Genomic DNA, 18710 nt, shown 5'->3' on the forward strand with positions numbered 1-18710 from the left:
ATTCGTGTGTGTCGACGCGCTGCGGCCCGTTGCGCCATGCTGTGCCTCGTCGTGCGCGTGCTTGTTGGCCGATTTGTTTCCGCGCTATTGATATCGACAAGTCCCATTTAATGCGCTTTCGGTATTTTGTACGTGCCGGTATGTCTGCCTGTTTTATTTCACGGCCGGATCGTGTTGAACTGTCCCGATTTTGAATTCATGCGAGGCCGTATGGGGAATTTATTCTTGGTGGAATAAATTTTGACTCAATATGTGAGCTGACCTCCTATTGAAGGCCGGTTCCTGCGTGAATTGAGGAAGAACGTGACAAACGCATTCCGCACAGAAGGCATGAGCCGATCGCGGTCGCTTATCGAGGCCGTCCGCCGACATTCGGAAAGCAAGCCGAATGCTGTCGCGTATGGTTCGATATCGCCCACGGGCGATATCGACATATCGCTCACGTATCGCGAGTTGGTCGAGCGATCCGGCGCGATCGCATCCCGTCTCTCGAAGGTATGCCGCCCCGGGGACCGCGCCATTTTGCTGTTTCACGGCGGTCCCGATTTCGTCGTTGCGTTTCTGGGTTGCCTGATGGCCGGTGTGATCGCCGTGCCCGGTTATCCCGTGCGGGAATCGGGCGCGACGGCGCGCGTCTCGCGCAATTTCGATCGCCTGGTGTCGATCATCGACGACGCGCAGCCCGTCGTCGCGCTGACCCATCAACGTGTCGTCGAACGTCGCGCTGAATTGGCCGAGGTATCGCCGGCATTTTCCGGCCTCGCATGGCTTGCCGTCGAGCCGATCGCGGCCGCGCAGACGCCGCCCGAGTTCGCGGGCGCGCCCGCCGATATTGCGTTCCTCCAATACACGTCCGGCTCGACCGCGAACCCCAAAGGGGTCATGGTGAGCCATGCCAACCTGTGCTCGCTGTTCGAGGACATGAACACGAGCTGCGGGCACGACGATGCGTCGGTCATGGTGACGTGGATTCCCGTCTATCACGACATGGGCCTCATTTACGGAACGCTGTTGCCCCTGTATTTCGGTTTCCCCGTCTATTCGCTGCTGCCCGCGGCCGTGTTGCAGCAGCCGGTGCGTTGGCTTCAGGCCATCAGCCGATTTCGCGGCACGCATTCCGCCGCCCCGAATTTCGCATTCGAGCTGTGCGTCGAACGCGTGACGCAAGCCGCCAAGGCGGCACTTGATCTTTCGAGCTGGAAAGTCTGCATCAACGGAGCCGAAACGGTGCGGCCGCGCACGCTGGAGCGCTTTGCCCAGGCGTTCGCGCAATGCGGCGTCAAGCACGATGTGATTCGCGCGGGCTATGGCTTGGCGGAATGCACGTTGAAGGTCACGAGCGTCGCGGCCGGAGAGCCTGCGCAAAGCATCTGGCTCGATGCCGCTGCGTATGAGCAGGGCCGTGTCGTCGCGGTTCGCGAGATGACGGGCACGACCTCCGCGCGGACGTTCCAGAGCTGCGGGTGGACGCATATCGGCGCGGATATCCGCATCGTCGACCCTTCGACACGCGTGGCGTGCGACGAAGATTCGACAGGCGAGATCTGGGTGAGCAGCACGAGCGTGGCGCAGGGCTACTGGAACCAGCCCGAAGCGACGATGGCCACGATGCAGGCGCGCCTCGCGAACGGCGAGGGCCCGTTCCTGCGCACGGGCGACATCGGTTTCGTGATCGATCGCGCGTTGTTCGTGGCGGGCCGCGTGAAGGACCTGATCATTATCCGAGGCCGCAATCTGCATCCCCAGGATGTCGAATCGACCGCCGAGGCGGCGCATCCCTCGGTGCGCCTGGGACGCTGCGGTGCGTTCGCTGTCGATACGGACGACGGTGAAGGGCTCGTGCTCGTCGCTGAAGTCGAACGCACGGAACGCCACGGCTTCGACGCCGACGCCGCGTTCCGCGCGCTGCGCGAAGCGATTGCGCGCGAGCACGAGGTGCAATTGCATGACGCGGTGTTCGTGCGTACCGGCACGTTTCCGCTGACGTCGAGCGGCAAGGTGCAAAGACAGACGGTGCGTCGCGAATATCGCGCGGGCGCGCTCGACATCGTGGCTCGCGCAGCGGCGGCATCGGACGCGGATCGCGTCGCCGCCGAACGTTTTCAGGAACACTTGAGTACGGTGCGCGGATGGCTGACCGATTTCGTCGCTGACCGGCTGCGGATTCCCGCGACGCAGGTTTCCAGCGGGCATTCGTTCGCTTCGCTCGGTCTCGATTCTCTCGACCTCTTCGAACTGACGGGGACGCTCGAAGAACGGCTTTCGAGAGTATTGCCCGCCACCGTCGTACTCGACTATCCCGACATCGACCGGCTCAGCCGCTATCTCGCGGAGCACACATCATGAAAATCGCAGGGATCAAGGCGGCGGTTCCTTCCAGGACCGTGACCAACCGCCATATCGAAGACATGGTGTGCGAACACAGCCCCGAACTCGACGAGCGCGCGTTGCGCGATGCGCTGCGGCGCATCGGATTCTTTCTGACTTACTCGGGCTCGAAGGCACGTCGCTGGCTCGCCGACGGCGAAACCCCGTTCGGACTGCTGTCGCAAGCTGTCGGCGAAGCCATCGCCGATGCCCAGTTGCGCCGCGCGGAGATCGACTTGATCGTCTATACCGGCGTCGACCGTGGGTTTCTCGAACCCGCGATGGCGTATTTGATCGGCGCATCGTTGGGCATGCCCCAAGCGCATTGCTTCGATATCGTCGACGCTTGCATGAGCTGGACGCGGGCGGCCTTCATCGTATCGAGCCTGCTGTCGAGCGGCGCCTATCGCAACGCGCTGATCGTGAACTGCGAGTTCAATATGCGTGCGGACGGCCGGGTCAATCCGCGTTGCTTCCGGCTCGAACAGGTCGATGCGGTGGAGTGGAATCTTGCGGCTTACACGCTCGGCGAGGCCGCGAGCGCGACGGTATTGGTCAGAGACGACGCGCAGCCGTGGGAATTCCATTTCGGCAGCGAGGCGCAGTACAGCGATTTGTGCAGCGTGCCGTTAGACGCATGGACGGCGTACTGCGAGCCGCAGCCGCGTCTGGGTTGCAATGGGCCCAATCATTTTCACTCGTTCGCCAGCGAGATGTTTCGCGTCGGCAAGCCTCATGCAATCGAGGTATTCAATCGACTTTCGGTCCCTCACGAAAGCCTCAAGGCCATTTTCCCGCACGCGGCTTCGATGCAGGCATGGTGGGAAATGGGCACGAAACTGGGGGTGCAGGACAAGATCCAGTTCATCTATCCCGATCTCGGCAACATCGTGTCCGCATCGGTGCCGGTTGCGCTGGCGCGCGCCCGCGATACCGGGACCGTGCGCGAAGGCGATCGGATCGCGGGTTGGGTCGGCAGCGCCGGGATGTCGTTTGCCTCGTTTGCATCGCAGCTCTAGCCGACCGGACGGAGAGAGGACATGGACTTTATCGACTTCACGACGCCGTCCTTTTACGACGATCCGTATCCGTTCTACAAGACGTTGCGAGACGAGGCGCCGTTTGTCAGCCTGATGCCGAACATCTGGGTGACAGGTCGATACGGCGTGGCCGACACCGTGCTGCGCGATCGCCGCTTTGGTCACTGGCACCAGGATTTCGTTCGACAGCGGTATGGCGAGGATCGCGAGAATGATCCGGTCTTTCGCCTCTTCTATCAAATGCTTCTGATGATCAACCCGCCGCAGCATACGCACGTGCGCGCGATGCTGATGAAGACCTTTAATGCCAAGCACACGGAAGAATTCGCGCGACATGCCCGATCGGTCGCCGATGAGCTGATCGACTCGTTTATCGATCAAGGCTCGGTCGATCTGGTCGAAGCGTTTGCGTGGCGCCTGCCCACGATGGTGATCGTCAAGCTCCTCGGGCTCGACGAAGCAGAAACCGGAGTGTCCGCCGATCAGTTGCGGATACTTTCGACGCCGTTCGTTCGCGCATTCGAAGCATCCGGCATGTCGAATCGCGAGGTCGATGAAGCCAATGCTTCGACGTTCGAGATGCAGGCATTTTTTCAACAGGAGATCGACAGACGTCGGCGACAGCCAAGACACGATCTGATTTCCCAGTTCATTGCGGCCGAAGAAAACGGCCTGCGCATGAGCGACGAGGAAATCATCGCGAACATCGTGCTCTTGTTCCTCGCCGGTCACGAAACGACGGCCAACATGATCGGCAATGCGCTCGTGACGTTGTACCGGCATTCGGGCGAGCTGGCGCGTCTGCGGCGCGACCTCTCATTGATCCGCGCGTGCGTGATCGAATGCCTGCGCTTCGAATCATCGATACAGATGGCGATGCGCGACGTCCTCGAAGACATGGAATTCGAGGGCTATCGTTTCAAGCGCGGCGACTCGATCTTTTTGTGTTTGGGCGCGGCGAATCGCGATCCCGCGCATTTTTCCGAACCGGACACGTTCCGCATCGATCGGCCCGATGTCGATGCCCGGCAATTGATCAACTTCGGCGGCGGGGCGCATTACTGCCTGGGCGCGCGACTGTCGACGATCGAACTCGAAGTCGCGATCGGTGCATTGTTCGAGCGGCTCCCGGATTTGCGGATCGACAATTTCGACCAGGTCACGTGGCGTGCGTCGAACACGCTACGCGGCGTCGAGTCGCTCCACGGGGCGTGGAGTCGGCACCCTTAGCCCGGATGGCGCGACGAAGGCGTCGTTGCTTCGGACTGAAGCGCGTCCTTCCACGGCCGCCACGCGATCCCCAGCGCCGCCTCGACGCGTCGCACATCGAGCCGGATATCCTGCTGCCACAAGCGCGCGAGCGCGGGCGACAGCGGGGGCGGCAAATCCTTCACACCGACCTTGCGGCCCGCGATTTCCGCGATCTTCAACATCGGTGCGAGCACCTTCGTTTCAAGCTTCAATCGGCGCGCACCGATGCGTGCGACCGGCGTCGCGCCGAGCGCGCGTCCATACGCGACGAAGTAGTCGTTCCAGCGCGGCGCATCGGGCATCGCGAGGTTATAGGCGCGGCCGGCGGCATCGGGCGTGCGCAGCGCTGCAAGCACGGCCTGCACGACGTCGTCGATATGGACGAGATTGCTGCACCCGTCTCCCGCCGCGCCCAGATCGCCGAGACGATGCGCGCGCAAGAGCCGCGCGATCCGGACCGACCATTGCGGACTGCCGCCGCCGTAGATGCATCCGGGCCGCAGGATGGTCACCGTCGGCACCGGACCCAGCAAGCGCTCGGCCTCGATTTTCGCGAGCCCGTACGCACTATTGCCGTCGAACGCCGCGTCTTCGTCGATGCGCCCTTCGGCCCCGCCATAGACAGCCATCGAACTGAAATACACGACCGGCAGCGGCGTCGCGCGCGCATCGAGCGCCGCGCGCAGCGCGCGCGCGTTTGCCGCGATCGTCTCGGGCGAGCCCGCCACGCAATTGACGAGACCGTCGACATTCGCGAGCGCCGCGCTCAACGACGCCGTATCCGCCGCATCCACGCCGATCGCACCTTCGCGCGCGCGACGCGCCGCCGCGACGGGTTCGGCCCAATCGGTCCGCGCGAGCGCGTCGACAATACGGCGACCGACAAAGCCGGTCGCGCCGAGAACGAGAATGCGTGATGTCATCGTGCGGGTTCGTGAATGCCTGGGTGAGCGTTATCGTTCGTGTTGTTGTGCGCGTTGTCGTGAGCGTTCTCGTGCGTGTTCTCGCGGGCGCGCTCGGAAGGAATGACCGATGCGGCCACGTTCGCCGTTTCGCGAAGATGATCGGCGAGCCGCAGCGCGAGCGCCACGATCGTCAGCGTCGGGTTCGCTTGACCCGACGTCGGAAACACCGCCGAGCTCATCACATACACGTTGTCGATCTCATGCAGGCGGCAGTCGGCATTGACGACGCTCGTGCGCGGATCGGCGCCCATGCGGGCCGTGCCGATATGGTGGCCGCCATAGGCGCCGTATCGCGTCATCTCGGCCTCGACCTGTTCGGGGTCGTACGTGAACCGGCCGACCCCGCTGCGCGCGATTTCGGACGCGAGCGCGGCCAACGCGCGGCTCACGGTCGCGACATCCTGCTCCGTATAACGCCAATCGACATGAATACGGCGCATGCCGAGCGCATCGGTCTGCTCGCCGAGCATGACGCGGCTGTCGCGATTGGGCTCCTGTTCCGCATGGAAATCGAGGCTGAAGCGCAGATTCGCGGGCCGCACGATCACGGAAGGAAATTTGCGCTCGGCGAGCGTGCGGCGACGCAGCCAATTCCAGACGAAACGCGTCGTGTCGGGCGCGCCCGTGAGCACGTTTTTCACGTGCGCGAGCGTCGAGCTTTTTTCCGCCCCCGGAACGCCTTCCTCATAGAGGCGCTTTGCATACTCATAAGGCACGATGCCGCGCGCGAGATACAACGCCGACAAGATCCCGATGCCGTGCCCCGCATCCGGAATGCGCGGATGGTGAAGTCGCGCGACGAAGTTGCCCGCGCGCAGCGCGTGCTGCGCATCGGCGCGCAGCGCGAGCCGGCGGCGGCAATAGACGCTTTCTTCGGAGACGTCGTAGTCGTGCCAGACCGACTCGGCCGCCGCGAGGTCGATCGTGCCGATCGTGCCCGCGAGATGGCTCATGTAAAAACGACCGACGACGTCGTGGGCATTGCCGAGTCCGCGTCCGCTCGGACCGGGATTCGACAGCAGCAGGCGCGGCACTTCGAGTCCGCCCGTCGCGAGCACGTACGCGCGCGCGGCCACCGTGAACGCCGCGCCGCCCACGACGCGCACGTCGGCGGCGCCGACTTGTCGCGTCGAGTCTATCTGCATCGGCAATCCGCACACATTCGCATGCTGGAGCACGCGCACGCGGCCCTTGGCGAGGCGCGCGCGATAGCGTCGGCCGAAATCGGTCGGGCAACTAAAACGTTCGAGCGTGTTCGTTTGAAACACATCGCTCGCAAAGCCGCCGATCATCGGGCGCAAGGGCTGTTTAAACGCGTGTTCGGCCGTGTAGGCGAACTCGCCCGCTTCGCAGAGCGCGTTCGCATGCGGGTAATACGGCGTAAGGTCGGCAAGCGAGATGGGCCAGCCGCTCTGCGCGATGTAGTCGCGCGTTTCGAAGTCGATCGGGTCGAGCGGCATGCAGCGGCCGCCCCAGAGCGTCGTCGAGCCGCCTAAGCGGCGCACGCGATAGCTGTCCGGCGGCGGATGAAGCCGCGTGTCGGCGACCGTGCCCGCATAGAGCTGCTGCGTCTGCGGCTCGGGCGCATCGCCGCCGCTTTCGAGGACGATGACATCGAGACCGCTGTCTTCGAGCGCGAGCGCGAGCGTGATACCGGCCGCACCCGCGCCCACGATGCAGAGGTCCGCGCTGAGTCGCGTCCCGGCAGGGATCTCACGGGCGTCGACAATCATTCGAGGAAACCTGCGGACATCGATGAAAGGAGAAGAGTGCGTGTGGCAAGGGTTGGCGTCATTTCGGCCAGCAGCGATCATAGCTGCTCAAGGGCGTGCGCATGATGAATTCTCATGCGCGTCAAAGGTTTGTGTTAAAAAAAGCACGACCCGAGTAGTCGCCAATTTGATCGCACGGTAAGATCGCTTCCGAAGTCAGTAGCGCTTTCGGCATTGCCGGGGACGATAAAAGCAACAGAAACAACAACACGTCCGACGCGCGACGGGGACATCGGCACCGCCGATGTCGAGCGCTTACGCGTGACCCCCGTCTCGTTAGGGCGGCGGGGTTAAAAATAGAATGAGCAGCAGACCAATTATCGAGTCGCCAACGCCGGCGGCCGAACGGGTTGTCTTTAAACCGAGTATTCCGTTGTTCGGGCTGGATATCGCCGCGGTGTCGTTCAATACCGCGGTCGACGTGCTATGCGCGGCCGCGTTGAAGCGCGACGGCCGCGCGCGCGTCGCGGTCACGCCGAACGTCGACCACGTCGTGCGGCTCGACAAGCTGCCCGAATTCCAGCGTCTTTACCGCACCGCCGATTACCTGTTCGCGGACGGCATGCCCGTCGTCTGGGCGAGTCGCCTGTTCGGCTTGCCGCTGCCGGGCCGCGTGACCGGCGCGGACCTGCTGCCGGCCATGTGCGAACGCGCGCGCGCGGGCGGCTGGAAGGTGGTCGTGGTCGGCGGGCAACCGGGCAAGGAAGCGGCGCTGATCGACGGTTTCGCCGCGAAATACCCGGGTCTCGACGTCGAGGTCATCGCGCCGTCGATGTCGTTCGATCCGACCGGTCCCGAAGGCGAGGCCGTGGCCGAGCGCGTGCGCGCGATCGAGCCCGACGTCGTGTTCGTCTGCGTCGGCATGCCCAAGCAGGAGCGCTGGGCGCTGCATTTCGCCGATCGGCTGCCGGGCGGCATCATGCTTTGCGCGGGTGCGGCGATGGAATTCGCCACGGGGCTGCGGCAACGCGCGCCGGTCTGGATGCAGCGCACCGGACTCGAATGGTGCTGGCGATTCATGCAGGATCCCGCGCGCATGTGGCATCGCTATCTGGTCGCCGACAGCCGTTTCTTCGGCATTTGCTGGCGGCACTGGCGTATGTCCCGCACGCAGCGCCGCACAGCCTGACGGCGTGCCCTTGAGGCGCGGGCGCTGAAGTCGTGACCGCTTTAGCGACTGCCTTTAGGCAGTCGCTAAACGGACCGCCGCTAAACGGACCGCCGCTAAACGGACCGCCGCTAAACGGACCGCCGCTAAACGGACCGCCGCTAAACGGACCGCCGCTAAACCGATCGCCGCTAAACCGATCGCCGCTAAACCGATCGCCGCTAAACCGATCGCGCGCCTTACACCGCGTTACGGCCCAGGATGATCGACGGGATCGTCTTGACGAGAATTTCGAGGTCGAGCCAGAGCGACCAATTCGTGATGTAGTACCGGTCGTATTCGACGCGACGCTCCATCTTGTCGGGCGTGTCCGTGATGCCGCGCAGGCCGTTGATCTGCGCCCAGCCCGTGATGCCGGGCTTCACGCTATGACGCAGCATGTACCCCGGAATCAGGCGCCGATACAGTTCGTTGTGCTCGGCAGCATGCGGCCGGGGGCCGATAAGGCTCATCGAGCCGCCGACGACGTTGAACAATTGCGGCAATTCATCGAGCGAACTCCGTCGGAGGAAACGACCGACCGTCGTGATCCGGCCATCGCCGACGCGGGCCTGACGGACTTCCCCTTCGGCCTCCTCATCCTCCTTGCGAGGCGTGAAGCGCATCGACCGGAATTTACGCACGTTGATCGGCTCGCCGCGCTCGCCGTAGCGAACCTGGCGGAACAGAATCGGCCCGGCCGAATCGAGGCGAACCGCGATCGCGATCAAGACCATCAGTGGCGACAGCATCAACAGCATCAGACTCGCGCCGGCGATGTCGACAAGGCGCTTGACCATGCGCGACAAACCGAGAATCCGGATATCGTGCAACGCCAGCAAAGGCACGCCCGCAAGCGATGCGCTGCTCGTCGTCGGACCGTCGAAAAAGCGCAACTCGGGCACAAGGTAGATCGCGGCCGTCGAATCGTAGAGACGATCCATGATCTCGGTGGTCAGGTTCTCGCGATTGAATTCCCCCATCGCGATGAACACCATCTGAAAGTCGTTGGCCTGCACGCGCGCCGCGGCGTCCGCATAGCGGCCGAGATAGGGCGGCAGCGTCTCGCCGGGTTCCGGCACGACGGGCATCTCGTTGTAATAGCCGTCGATCCGGATGCCCAGCAGCGGCGAACGCTGTAAACGCAGGTTCAGTCTGCGCGCTTCGCTGCAAAAACCGAAGAACACCGCATGACGCTGATTGCCGGGTGCGTTGTTGATCGCGTGCGCGGCGGCGCGCAGCAGGGCGAGACCGATGAGCTGAAGCGGCAGCGCGAGCGCCGTCCATTCAATCAGCAGGGTCCGCAATTCGCCGCTGCCGTCGTGCGTGAAGAACAGCAGCACGACGAGCACGATCAATAGACGGAACCAGCGCAGCGCGCCCTGGCTCAGCATCCACCAAAGATTGCGCGCGCTCGACACGAGATGAAAACGCACGAAAATCACGAAGGCCGCGACGGCCAACGTACCGGTCAACGCGCGCGCATATGGCGTACCGGCAATCTGTCCATTAGTTGGGAGCAGTACGAAAAACGCAGCCGTGTTCAGCACAGCGCTGATGACCCCGACCAAAGCCATAAACAGGCGGTGATGGGGAGGCGTTTGAGAGGACATGGCAAATCCGTACGGCTGACCGACACGACAGCGTTGATCTGGGCCGGCACCGCAAGGGCATCCGGGTTCCGGTTGGCTCGTAGGAAATCCGTCTAGACACGACGCAACTCATGCATGCTGCGTCGACGATGCGTCGCGCGGTCATGCTTGCGATCGGAGGCACGCTGCAAATAGGCGCACTGGTTTTCTATTTCGCGCGCAACTCGCAGGACATGCGTTTAAACGGCCGTCCCCGTCGGCCTCGGCGCTTGATCCGGCGGCGCGAAGGGTCTATTTTCGAGCCGTTCTAGCAGAACTGCGAGCCGTTATTCAAGCGTTGTGCGTATCTTAGCAGCCCGTTTTGAATCTGCGTATAGCGATGCGGCGGATATGACACATGTCGTAAGGCAGCGCTGCGCGCGCCCCGATCGTTCAAACCCGCGTTTAATGCGGATTTGCGCGGTGCAGCGCCTTCAGGAGCGGCCGCGCTCGACGACCGATACGCGTGCATGCTGCGAACGCCAGCCCGAAGCCAATGCGCCGGCGCCGAGCAAGGCGGTCGCCATCCAGAACACGGACGTCGAATAGCGCGTGATGCCGAGAAAATGCTGATTCAGGCACAGTGCCTGCGCGAGCGCGCAGAGGTCCGTGGTCGTCGCGACGCAGGTCAAGGCGTCGGAGTACTTCAGATACGTCGCGTTGAGGACCGGTCGAAACACGATGTACCACCACGCAAGCCCGACCGCGACGCTGAGACCGCCCGCGCCGAGCAGCAGCGTATCGAGCCGGACGTGTGCGATGCGTCGTGCGGTAAGCCTTACCTTAGACGTCATGCGATACCCCGAGCGTTTCGAGAAGCTGGCGCCGCAATTCAACGAGATCCGCATCGTCACGACGGCGCGGATGCAGTTTGTCGACGACGATTTCCGACACGATGCGCGCGGGCCGGTCGCTGAAGACGATGACGCGGTCCGCGAGCAACAGCGCTTCCTCGACGTCGTGCGTCACGAGCAGGGCCGTGAATCCCTGGCTGCGCCAAAGCCCGAGCAATTCGTTTTGCATATTGAGTCGCGTCAGCGAATCGAGCTTGCCGAACGGTTCGTCGAGCAACAGCAAACGCGGATGATTGACGAGCGCGCGTGCAATCGCGGCACGCTGCGCCATTCCGCCCGAGAGCTGATGCGGATAGGCCTGTGCAAACGAATCGAGTTTGACGAGCCGCAGGATGTCGTCGACGCGCGAGGTCTGCGCAGGCAACAGGCCGCGCGCATCGAGACCAGCCGCGACGTTCTGCCAGACCGTCAGCCAGGGAAACAAGGTCGCTTCCTGAAACACGAGCAAACGCGAGGGGCCCGGACCCGTGACGCGCAGTCCGTCTTCGAGAATCTGGCCCGAGCGCGGCACGTCGAGTCCCGCGGCCAGACGCAGCAGCGTGGATTTGCCGCTGCCCGAGGGGCCGAGCAAGGCGACGAATTCGCCCGCGTCGACATGCAGGCTCACATCGTCGAGCACGCGAAACGTCTGCCCCTTGATTTCGAATGCGTGCGATACGCGCTCGATATCGAGCCTCAAAGCCCGCGCGGCGAGTGCGTCGAAGTCGTCGTCGACGGATTCGGACGATGCAATCGGCGTATGACTCATAGAATCCCCTTCTGCCAGATAAGCAGCCGTTCGCGGACCACGGACTGAAGCTTGACGAGACCGGCGCAGATCAGCGCCATGATCAGCAGCGCGGCATACACATTGGCATACGCCGAATACGACGTATTGAACTGCAGATACCAGCCGAGCCCGTATTTGGCGCCGAGCATCTCGGCGATCACGAGCACGGCGAACGAGTAATACAGACCCATGAACAAGCCGACGAACACATTCGGCAGGGCCGCCGGGATCGCGATCTTGCGGATGCGCCAACGCGAGCTTGCGCCGAACGTTAGCGCGACATCGTAGTAAGCGCGATTGACCTGGCTGACGCCCGCCGCCGTCAGGATGGCGACCGGAATGCCGGATGCCAGCGCGACGAGGAAAATGCTCGCGTAGAACGTGCTGGGGAAAATAAAGAACGTGCACGGAATCCACGCGCTCGCGGGCACGGGGCCGATCAGCTTGAGCAGCGGCGTGCCCCAATACGAGAAGCGCGCCGACCATCCGAGTGCGACGCCTGCCGCGAATCCGGCCGCCACGCCCGAGAAAAAGCCCAATATCCAGAGCCGTCCGGTATAGCCGATGCAGATCAACAAGCGCGACCAGTCGTTCACGTAGACATAGAGGAGCCCTTGAGGCGGCGAAAAAAACGGCTTGGGCAACCAGCCGAGCTTCGCCGTCAACAACTCCCACACGGCAAGCCACACGCCGATCGCGACAAACCACGGCCCATAATGGACGACGGTTTTCGGATGCCATGCCGGTACGACGGCAAGCACGACGAAGACGGCCGCGCCGATCGCGAGCAGCAGCGCGAACAGGCCGGTTTGGTCGCCCCAGACGATCTTGTCGGGCAAGACCCAGGTGATCGCTGCGGCAACGAGCCAGCTTGCCGCGGCGACCCATCCGAGCTTCCACGCGCCCGCTAGAAAACCCGGACGCTGCGCCTGCGCGGCGCTTTCCACGTGAACGGTCGTCATATCGGGCTCAGGTCTTGAAGATGTCGACCGTGACGCGCTGGGCGATTTCCTCGGGATTCGTCTTCGCATCGATGACGCCGGTCGTCTTGAGCTGCTCGTAACCGATGCGCACTTCCTTCTCGAGTTCCTTGCCGAACCAGTTCTGGTGATACGTCAGCGAACTGAGCACCGTCGTGAGGTCTTCGACCGAGAGGCCCGGCTTGAGCGTATCGAAGTACCACTTCGCGACTTCGTCGGGGTGCGCGGCCGTGTATTGATGCGTTTCGAGATTCGCGGCGGCGACGCGGCGAATCGTGTCCTGGTTCTGCGCCCAGTAATCGCCGTTGACGCCGAGCACGCAGCACACGCGATCCTGGAACACGCCCGTTTGCGTGTCGTAGATCTTGCGCAGCTTGTATTTCTTCTCGTACGAATAGGCCCACGGATCCATGTGTGCGACCGCGTCGGCTTCGCCGCGCTCGACGCCTTCCGCGACGAGATCGAACGGGAAGACCTTCCACGTCACGTCGCGGTTCGGATCGATGCCGTTCGCGGCCAACGCGACGGAGAACGCCACGCGCGAGGGCGAGCCCGCGTCGAACGTGCCGATCGTCTTGCCTTTGAGGTCCTTGATCGTCTTGATGCCCGAATCTTCCTTGACGAGCAGACGCTGGCATCCACCGTGCGATCCGGCGAACAGCTTGACGTCGAAGCCCTGTTCGATGGGTTTGAGCCAGTCGTGCAGCAGGCCCGGGCCCGCTTCGGCTTTCTTCGTCGCGAGCGATTGAATCAGCGTCTGGCCGCTAGCGCCCTGATAGAACAAATCGACGTCGAGTCCGTGCTTCGAATAGATACCCTTCGCCACGCCGAATCCGACGGGCGAATGGCAGGCCGCGACTTCGGTCCACTCGATGCTGATTTTGGTCGGTTTGGCCTGCACGGCGAAACTGTTGACCTGAAAGGCCCCGAGACCGAGCGCGCTGACCGCGCCCAATCCGCCGACGCCCTTGAGCAGCGTGCGCCGCGGCGTCGATACCTGGGACGTTGAATTCACCCTGTCATGGGCCGGCGTCGCGCCGGACGTATTTTTTTTCATGCTTTTTTCCTGGACGTTGATGTCGTTCGATACCGGAACCGCAGAAGCTCGGAAAGCAAGAACAGATGCGCATTGCGTCAACGGGAAGACCGCGCGCCGATCCCCTCGACGATCTTTGTTACGACTGCTGGTCACGCGCCCGCGGAAGGGTTCCGCGGATCGACATCGACGCGCTTGCGCAAGGCAACGGACGCGAGCGCGCGATCTGCTTCGATGCCGGATGGACGGCCCTTGCCAGAACAGGCCATCTGCCTAGGTGGATTCGCCGCACCCTGAGGTGCTCGGGATCACCGATCGCGCGCATGCGTTCCCGGACGAGCGCGTCGAGCGATGCACACGCGCGGATAGGATGTTTCCGCGCATCGTTGCCGACACGTCGCCAAGTTGGCTGTGATGCGGAAAAGGTTACAAGGTCCCCGGCACGTCACTCAAGCGATAAAAACTCAGATGCTTATCCGGGGGGTGAATTAGCAGCCCAAAGCGTGATTGATGGCGATAGGCTGCAGCGTGCCGATCGAATCCGTCGGCGATGGATGGGTTGTTTTGGGGGTCGCTTGCGCCCCCTTTTGCGCGCCTATTGACGCACCGATTTATGCGCCTTCGAAGTGATACTTCTTCTCGACGTCCTTGGCGATATCCGTGACGATTTCGTTCGACAGATCGCGTGCGACCTGCACACCTTGCGCGACCGTCTCGTTCGTGAACGCATCGAGCAACTGCTTGGCCTTGGCCGGATCCTGCGCGTAAGTGTCCGCGTACTGCTTTTCGAACGCATGCTGTCGCGTTGCGATGTCGGCCGCTAAGGCATCGAAGCGTTGTCGCACCAGCGGACCGTATTTCGGATAGTTCTGCAGCGCGAGCGCTTGCACGCGACGGAATGCCCAATACGCCGAGAGATCGTCGGCCTTGTTCGTCGCGCCTTGCAGCGATGCGGGAATCGCGGCACCTTCGTAGAGCGGCAAATAGACGCCGAGCGCGGCCATCCCGAAGCTCAGATACTCGACATTCGCGATCGCCGGCGGCAAGTCCGTGCGTGTTTGCAGCACATGCGACTGCACGGTGCGGAACACCGAAACGGGACGCTCGGTCACGCTCGGATCGGCGAGCGTATAGGGATCGTGCGGCGTGCCTTGATAGTGACTTTCGAGCGCCGCTTCGACATCGGCGAGGCTGATCTTGCGATCGGGTTTGGCGAAAGTCGGAAAATTATTGCTCTTGGGCCAATCGCCGACGAGCGCCTTGGTGAAGCTTCCCTGCAGATACGACACGCGCGCGTAGTTATAGCCGACGTCGAGCTTCGGATCGTCGCGGCTGAACACTTCGCGGAAGTTGAAGGCCTTGCCGTTTTTCGGATCGAACAAGCCGTGATCGGCCGCCCATTGTTCGAGGTTCGGTGACGACAGGACATTGGCCGTGTCGTTGAAATCGACCGAGCCGAGACGCGACTGGTTGGCCGATACGAAATAGCTGTCGTCAGGGATGCGTTGCGCGAGCCACTCGTGTCCGCCTGCATTTTCGAGGTACCACGCTTCGTTCTTGTCGACGATCGCGACGCCGACGCCTTCGGCCGCGCCGAGTTGTTCGATCAGATGGCCGAGCAGCAGCACGCCTTCGCGCGCGGTCTTGACCTGCGGCAGGATGACGGTCGGAATGACTTCTTCGACCACGCCGCCTTCCTTTTTATAGGGGTCGACCTTCAATGTCGCGTCGTTGCTGAAAATGGTTTCCGTGGCCGATACGCCGACGCCCACGTCATTGAAGCCGGACTCTTCGAACACCGTGTCCGAATGCACCAGCGTCGGGAACACGGGGTCGCCCGTATAGCCGAGCAGATGATCGGGCAGCTTGTACGTGAAGTGCCCTTCGATCGTGCTCTTCACGACAGAGCCCTTGTCGCGCGGCGGATGGTAGACGTGGTCGATCGACGTCACGCCGTCGATCCCGTCGACGCTGCGCGCGACGAGGATCGAGCCGTCCGCGCTGACGTTCTTGCCGACGATGATCGTCGTGCATGCCACGCTCGCTTGCGCGATGAGCGTGAGGACCAGAGATAGCGCCGTAATTTTCTTCATGAGACGTGCTCACCGTGATGGAAAATGCTGACCGTTGCAAATGAGGCGCGCGATGCCGCGCGCCCCGTGCTCCGTGCTTAGAACGTGTAGGTCGCGCCGACTTGCCCGTAGATCCCCACGTCGCTATACAGCGAACCGTCATAGAACGAACCGTTGTAGGTCCATACCGAGTCGTACGGCGGCTTGCGGTTAAAGAGGTTGTTGATGCCGGCGTACAGGGTCCAGTGCTTGATGCCCGTATAGGACGCGTACAGATTGAACTGGCTATACGAACCGACGCTGCCGGGACCGTCCGTGGTCAGGTTGTACGGGCCCGTGAATTGCCAGGTCAACGTGGCGTTCCACTTGCCGTCGGGCGCGACCCAATTCACGCTCGTATTGCCTTTCCAGCGCGGAAACGCGGCGCCGAACGTCGTGTCGATCCCGTTGTTGTTGCCGGCCAGATCGACCGTCGATTGACCCGCGCCGTTCGCGATCGTGTAGTGCCAGACCCATGCCCAATCGGCATTGAATGTGAACGCGCCGAGCGCGGTCGGCACGATCTGACGGAACGTGCCCTCGAAGCCGTCGGTGGTCATGTCGCCGAGATTCATGAGCGGATCGACGACATAGGCGGGCGGCTCGCCGGTCGAGGCGATGACGCTGGCGACCGTCGACGCGAGATCCTGCTGACCGATCACGTTCGTGACATGGATGCGGTACCAGTCGAACCCGAAGTCCGTATTGCGCGTGGGCGACAGTTCGAAGCCGATGTTGTAGTTCTTCGTGTGTTCGGGCTGCAGCTTGCTGTTGCCTTCGGTCAGCTCGGGAATGATGTAGCCGTCGATGTCCTGCGCCGTGTAATTGACTGTCTGGTGCGATTCGATCAAGGTCGGCGCGCGGAAGCCGCGATCGAACGACGCATAGGCCGTCAGCGCCTGAATCGGCTGATAGCGCAGCGCGAAGCGCGGCGAAAACGCGTTACCGACGTCGCTGTAGTGGTCGTACCGGCCCGACTGGCTGAAGGTCAAATGCGGCAGCAGCGGAATATCGAACTGATAGTAGGCGGCCGCGATATTGCGCTCGCCGTCGACCGACTGGATGTACGGGTCGAGGTACTGATCGTTGGCCGCGCTCGATCCGATGTATTCGGACTGGTGCTGGAACTGGACACCGAAGCCGACGCCGACGTCGCCGGCCGGCAAGTGGAACAGATCCGGCGTCGAAATCGACGCATCGGCGGTTTCAAGCTTCGAGATCGCGAGCTGCGAGGCCGTGCCGAGAATGCCCGGAATGCTTTCGAGCTGCGCCATATTGAACGTCGTGGACGATACCGTGCTCAGGTATTGCGAGAGCAGATTCGCATTGACCTGACCCGACAGCTCGTTCGTGACGGTGCTTTGCGAATGGCCGACCGAGGCTTGCCAATTCCATGTGCCCGCGGATGCCGTATCGATCTCGCCCTTCACGCCGCCCGACACGCGATAGAAATTCGAGTCGGTGCGATCGACCGATTGCGTCGGGAAAATGAGGTTCGGCGAATAGCCGTCGGTTGTCGTCGCGGTGAACAGACCGAAACCCGAATACGGATTGCCCGGCGTCGGCGAATACGCGACCGGCGCGCCCGCGCCGAGATTCGTGCTGCCCGCATACGCATAGCCCTTGCCGGCCTGCGTCGTATCGTAGCTTTCCCAGACGTCGCCCCAGGCCGTCGTGTTGTCGTCGATCTTGAAGTCGGCGTGGATCTTGATGTTCGCGCGGTCGACTTGCGGAATCAGGCTGGTCTGCGCCGATGCGTTCGGCGCTTCGCAGACTGAGCCCGGCGCGCCATACGTAAAGAGGCTCGTCGAACTCGACGTGACGGTGCCGAAGCAATTGCGCGGCGCGAGCAAGGTGCCGGTCGGCGAGGTCAGATACGAGACTGGCGTCACGTTGGCGCCGCCGAAGCTCGTATAGTCGAGATTCTGCGTGGTCGAGCGTTGATCGAGCGACACGCCGCTTTGCCGATAGACGCTGCCCGCGACCGTCACGTTGAAGCCGTCGGAGGTCAGGTTGCCGAATCCGCCGAGCGCGTTCAGCGTGACGGTTCCTTGACCGCCCTGGCCGGCCGCGCCGAGATTGCCGCCGAGCTGCAGGCCCTGATAGTCGTGCTTGGTGACGATATTGACGACACCGGCGACGGCATCCGAACCGTATTGCGACACGCCTCCCGTTTTGACGATATCGATATGGTCGACGACGTTCGTTGGAATCGTGTCGATGTCGAAAAACGAATCCGTGCTGTTCGAACCGAATGCGTAGGGCGCGACGCGTTGACCGTCGACGAGCACGAGCGTGTATTTCTCGCTCATGCCGTGGAGCGCGATACCCGCGGCGCCGGGCGCTTGAAACGAGCCGGTTTCGTTCCAGCTGCTTGCGGAATTGGCCGTCAGCGACTCGAGATAACTCGCGAGCGTGGTCGCGCCGCTTTGCTGGATGTCCTTTTGCGTGACGGTTTGAACCGCATTGAAGCCGGTCTTGTCGGTTTGACGAATCAGCGAACCGGTGACTTCGAATGTCTGGAGCTTGGCGTTGCCATCGGTCGTGGTCGAAACGGCCGCGTTATCGGCTGCATTGGCCGCGGCGGTATCGGACGCGGCGGCAGGGGCCGCTGCGGTCGTGGGTGCGCTTTGCGCGAAGGCGGGCACGGCGATCACAACGGGAAGACTCAAGGCAGTCGCTACGGCTTTGCGCACGGCCACCGTCAATATCTTCTGCTTCATTTTTCTTGTTCTCACTCGTCGATAAGACAATCAGGCGAGCGTCGCGTCCCCTGGACACGCGCTC

Annotated in this window: 13 protein-coding genes; 4 read left to right on the forward strand and 9 right to left on the reverse strand. The window is 62.7% G+C overall.

Annotation, left to right across the window (positions count from 1 at the left end; all coding sequences use genetic code 11):
* Positions 1–330 precede the first annotated feature (330 nt).
* From D7S86_RS15125 to D7S86_RS15135, 3 genes are read left to right on the forward strand one after another with little or no spacing between them, the layout of a single operon-like run.
* Positions 331–2346 carry an AMP-binding protein gene (locus D7S86_RS15125; protein ID WP_121087680.1) on the forward strand — a complete coding sequence of 672 codons (2016 nt, stop codon included), beginning with the start codon at positions 331–333 and terminating at the stop codon, positions 2344–2346.
* Positions 2343–3386 carry a 3-oxoacyl-[acyl-carrier-protein] synthase III C-terminal domain-containing protein gene (locus D7S86_RS15130; protein ID WP_121087681.1) on the forward strand — a complete coding sequence of 348 codons (1044 nt, stop codon included), beginning with the start codon at positions 2343–2345 and terminating at the stop codon, positions 3384–3386. Before D7S86_RS15125 ends, D7S86_RS15130 begins: the two co-directional genes overlap by 4 nt.
* Before the next feature lie 21 nt (positions 3387–3407).
* Positions 3408–4637 (forward strand): cytochrome P450, encoded by a 1230-nt coding sequence (locus D7S86_RS15135; RefSeq protein ID WP_121087682.1) that lies wholly within the window; start codon positions 3408–3410, stop codon positions 4635–4637.
* Here D7S86_RS15135 and D7S86_RS15140 read toward each other — a convergent pair.
* Together D7S86_RS15140 and D7S86_RS15145 are read right to left on the reverse strand one after the other, a co-directional pair.
* Positions 4634–5581, reverse strand: coding sequence for an NAD-dependent epimerase/dehydratase family protein (locus D7S86_RS15140; protein ID WP_121087683.1), 948 nt, complete (start codon positions 5579–5581; stop codon positions 4634–4636). The two genes, D7S86_RS15135 and D7S86_RS15140, sit on opposite strands and share 4 nt — an antisense overlap.
* A complete protein-coding gene (locus tag D7S86_RS15145; protein WP_121087684.1) occupies positions 5578–7356 on the reverse strand; it encodes an FAD-dependent oxidoreductase in 1779 nt (592 codons plus the stop codon). The genes D7S86_RS15140 and D7S86_RS15145 overlap by 4 nt, the downstream gene beginning before the upstream one ends.
* Positions 7357–7768: 412 nt before the next feature.
* On the opposite strand from D7S86_RS15145, the gene D7S86_RS15150 reads away from it, so the two are divergent.
* Positions 7769–8524 carry a WecB/TagA/CpsF family glycosyltransferase gene (locus D7S86_RS15150; protein ID WP_240648186.1) on the forward strand — a complete coding sequence of 252 codons (756 nt, stop codon included), beginning with the start codon at positions 7769–7771 and terminating at the stop codon, positions 8522–8524.
* A gap of 218 nt (positions 8525–8742) precedes the next feature.
* Here the strand turns inward: D7S86_RS15150 and D7S86_RS15160 are convergent, their stop codons facing one another.
* The 7 genes from D7S86_RS15160 to D7S86_RS15190 all read right to left on the reverse strand — a co-directional run bounded on the left by D7S86_RS15160 (position 8743) and on the right by D7S86_RS15190 (position 18646).
* Complete coding sequence (locus D7S86_RS15160; protein ID WP_240648188.1) at positions 8743–10155, reverse strand: undecaprenyl-phosphate glucose phosphotransferase; 1413 nt, start codon at positions 10153–10155, stop codon at positions 8743–8745.
* A gap of 452 nt (positions 10156–10607) precedes the next feature.
* Entirely contained in the window at positions 10608–10967 is a 360-nt protein-coding gene (locus D7S86_RS15165) for a hypothetical protein (RefSeq protein ID WP_121087687.1), read from the reverse strand.
* Entirely contained in the window at positions 10957–11775 is an 819-nt protein-coding gene (locus D7S86_RS15170) for an ABC transporter ATP-binding protein (RefSeq protein ID WP_121087688.1), read from the reverse strand. The genes D7S86_RS15165 and D7S86_RS15170 overlap by 11 nt, the downstream gene beginning before the upstream one ends.
* Positions 11772–12758, reverse strand: coding sequence for an ABC transporter permease (locus tag D7S86_RS15175; RefSeq protein ID WP_121087689.1), 987 nt, complete (start codon positions 12756–12758; stop codon positions 11772–11774). The genes D7S86_RS15170 and D7S86_RS15175 overlap by 4 nt, the downstream gene beginning before the upstream one ends.
* 7 nt (positions 12759–12765) lie before the next feature.
* The gene (locus D7S86_RS15180; RefSeq protein WP_121087690.1) at positions 12766–13833 is read right to left on the reverse strand and encodes an ABC transporter substrate-binding protein; all 1068 of its coding nucleotides are present in this window, start codon (positions 13831–13833) and stop codon (positions 12766–12768) included.
* Positions 13834–14423: 590 nt separating this feature from the next.
* Entirely contained in the window at positions 14424–15905 is a 1482-nt protein-coding gene (locus D7S86_RS15185) for a C69 family dipeptidase (RefSeq protein WP_121087691.1), read from the reverse strand.
* A 77-nt stretch (positions 15906–15982) separates the two neighbouring features.
* On the reverse strand, positions 15983–18646 hold the full coding sequence (locus D7S86_RS15190; RefSeq protein ID WP_121087692.1) for a TonB-dependent receptor domain-containing protein: 2664 nt from the start codon (positions 18644–18646) through the stop codon (positions 15983–15985).
* Positions 18647–18710 lie beyond the last annotated feature (64 nt).

The organism is Pararobbsia silviterrae (genome assembly GCF_003628125.1).
GTDB lineage: Bacteria > Pseudomonadota > Gammaproteobacteria > Burkholderiales > Burkholderiaceae > Pararobbsia > Pararobbsia silviterrae.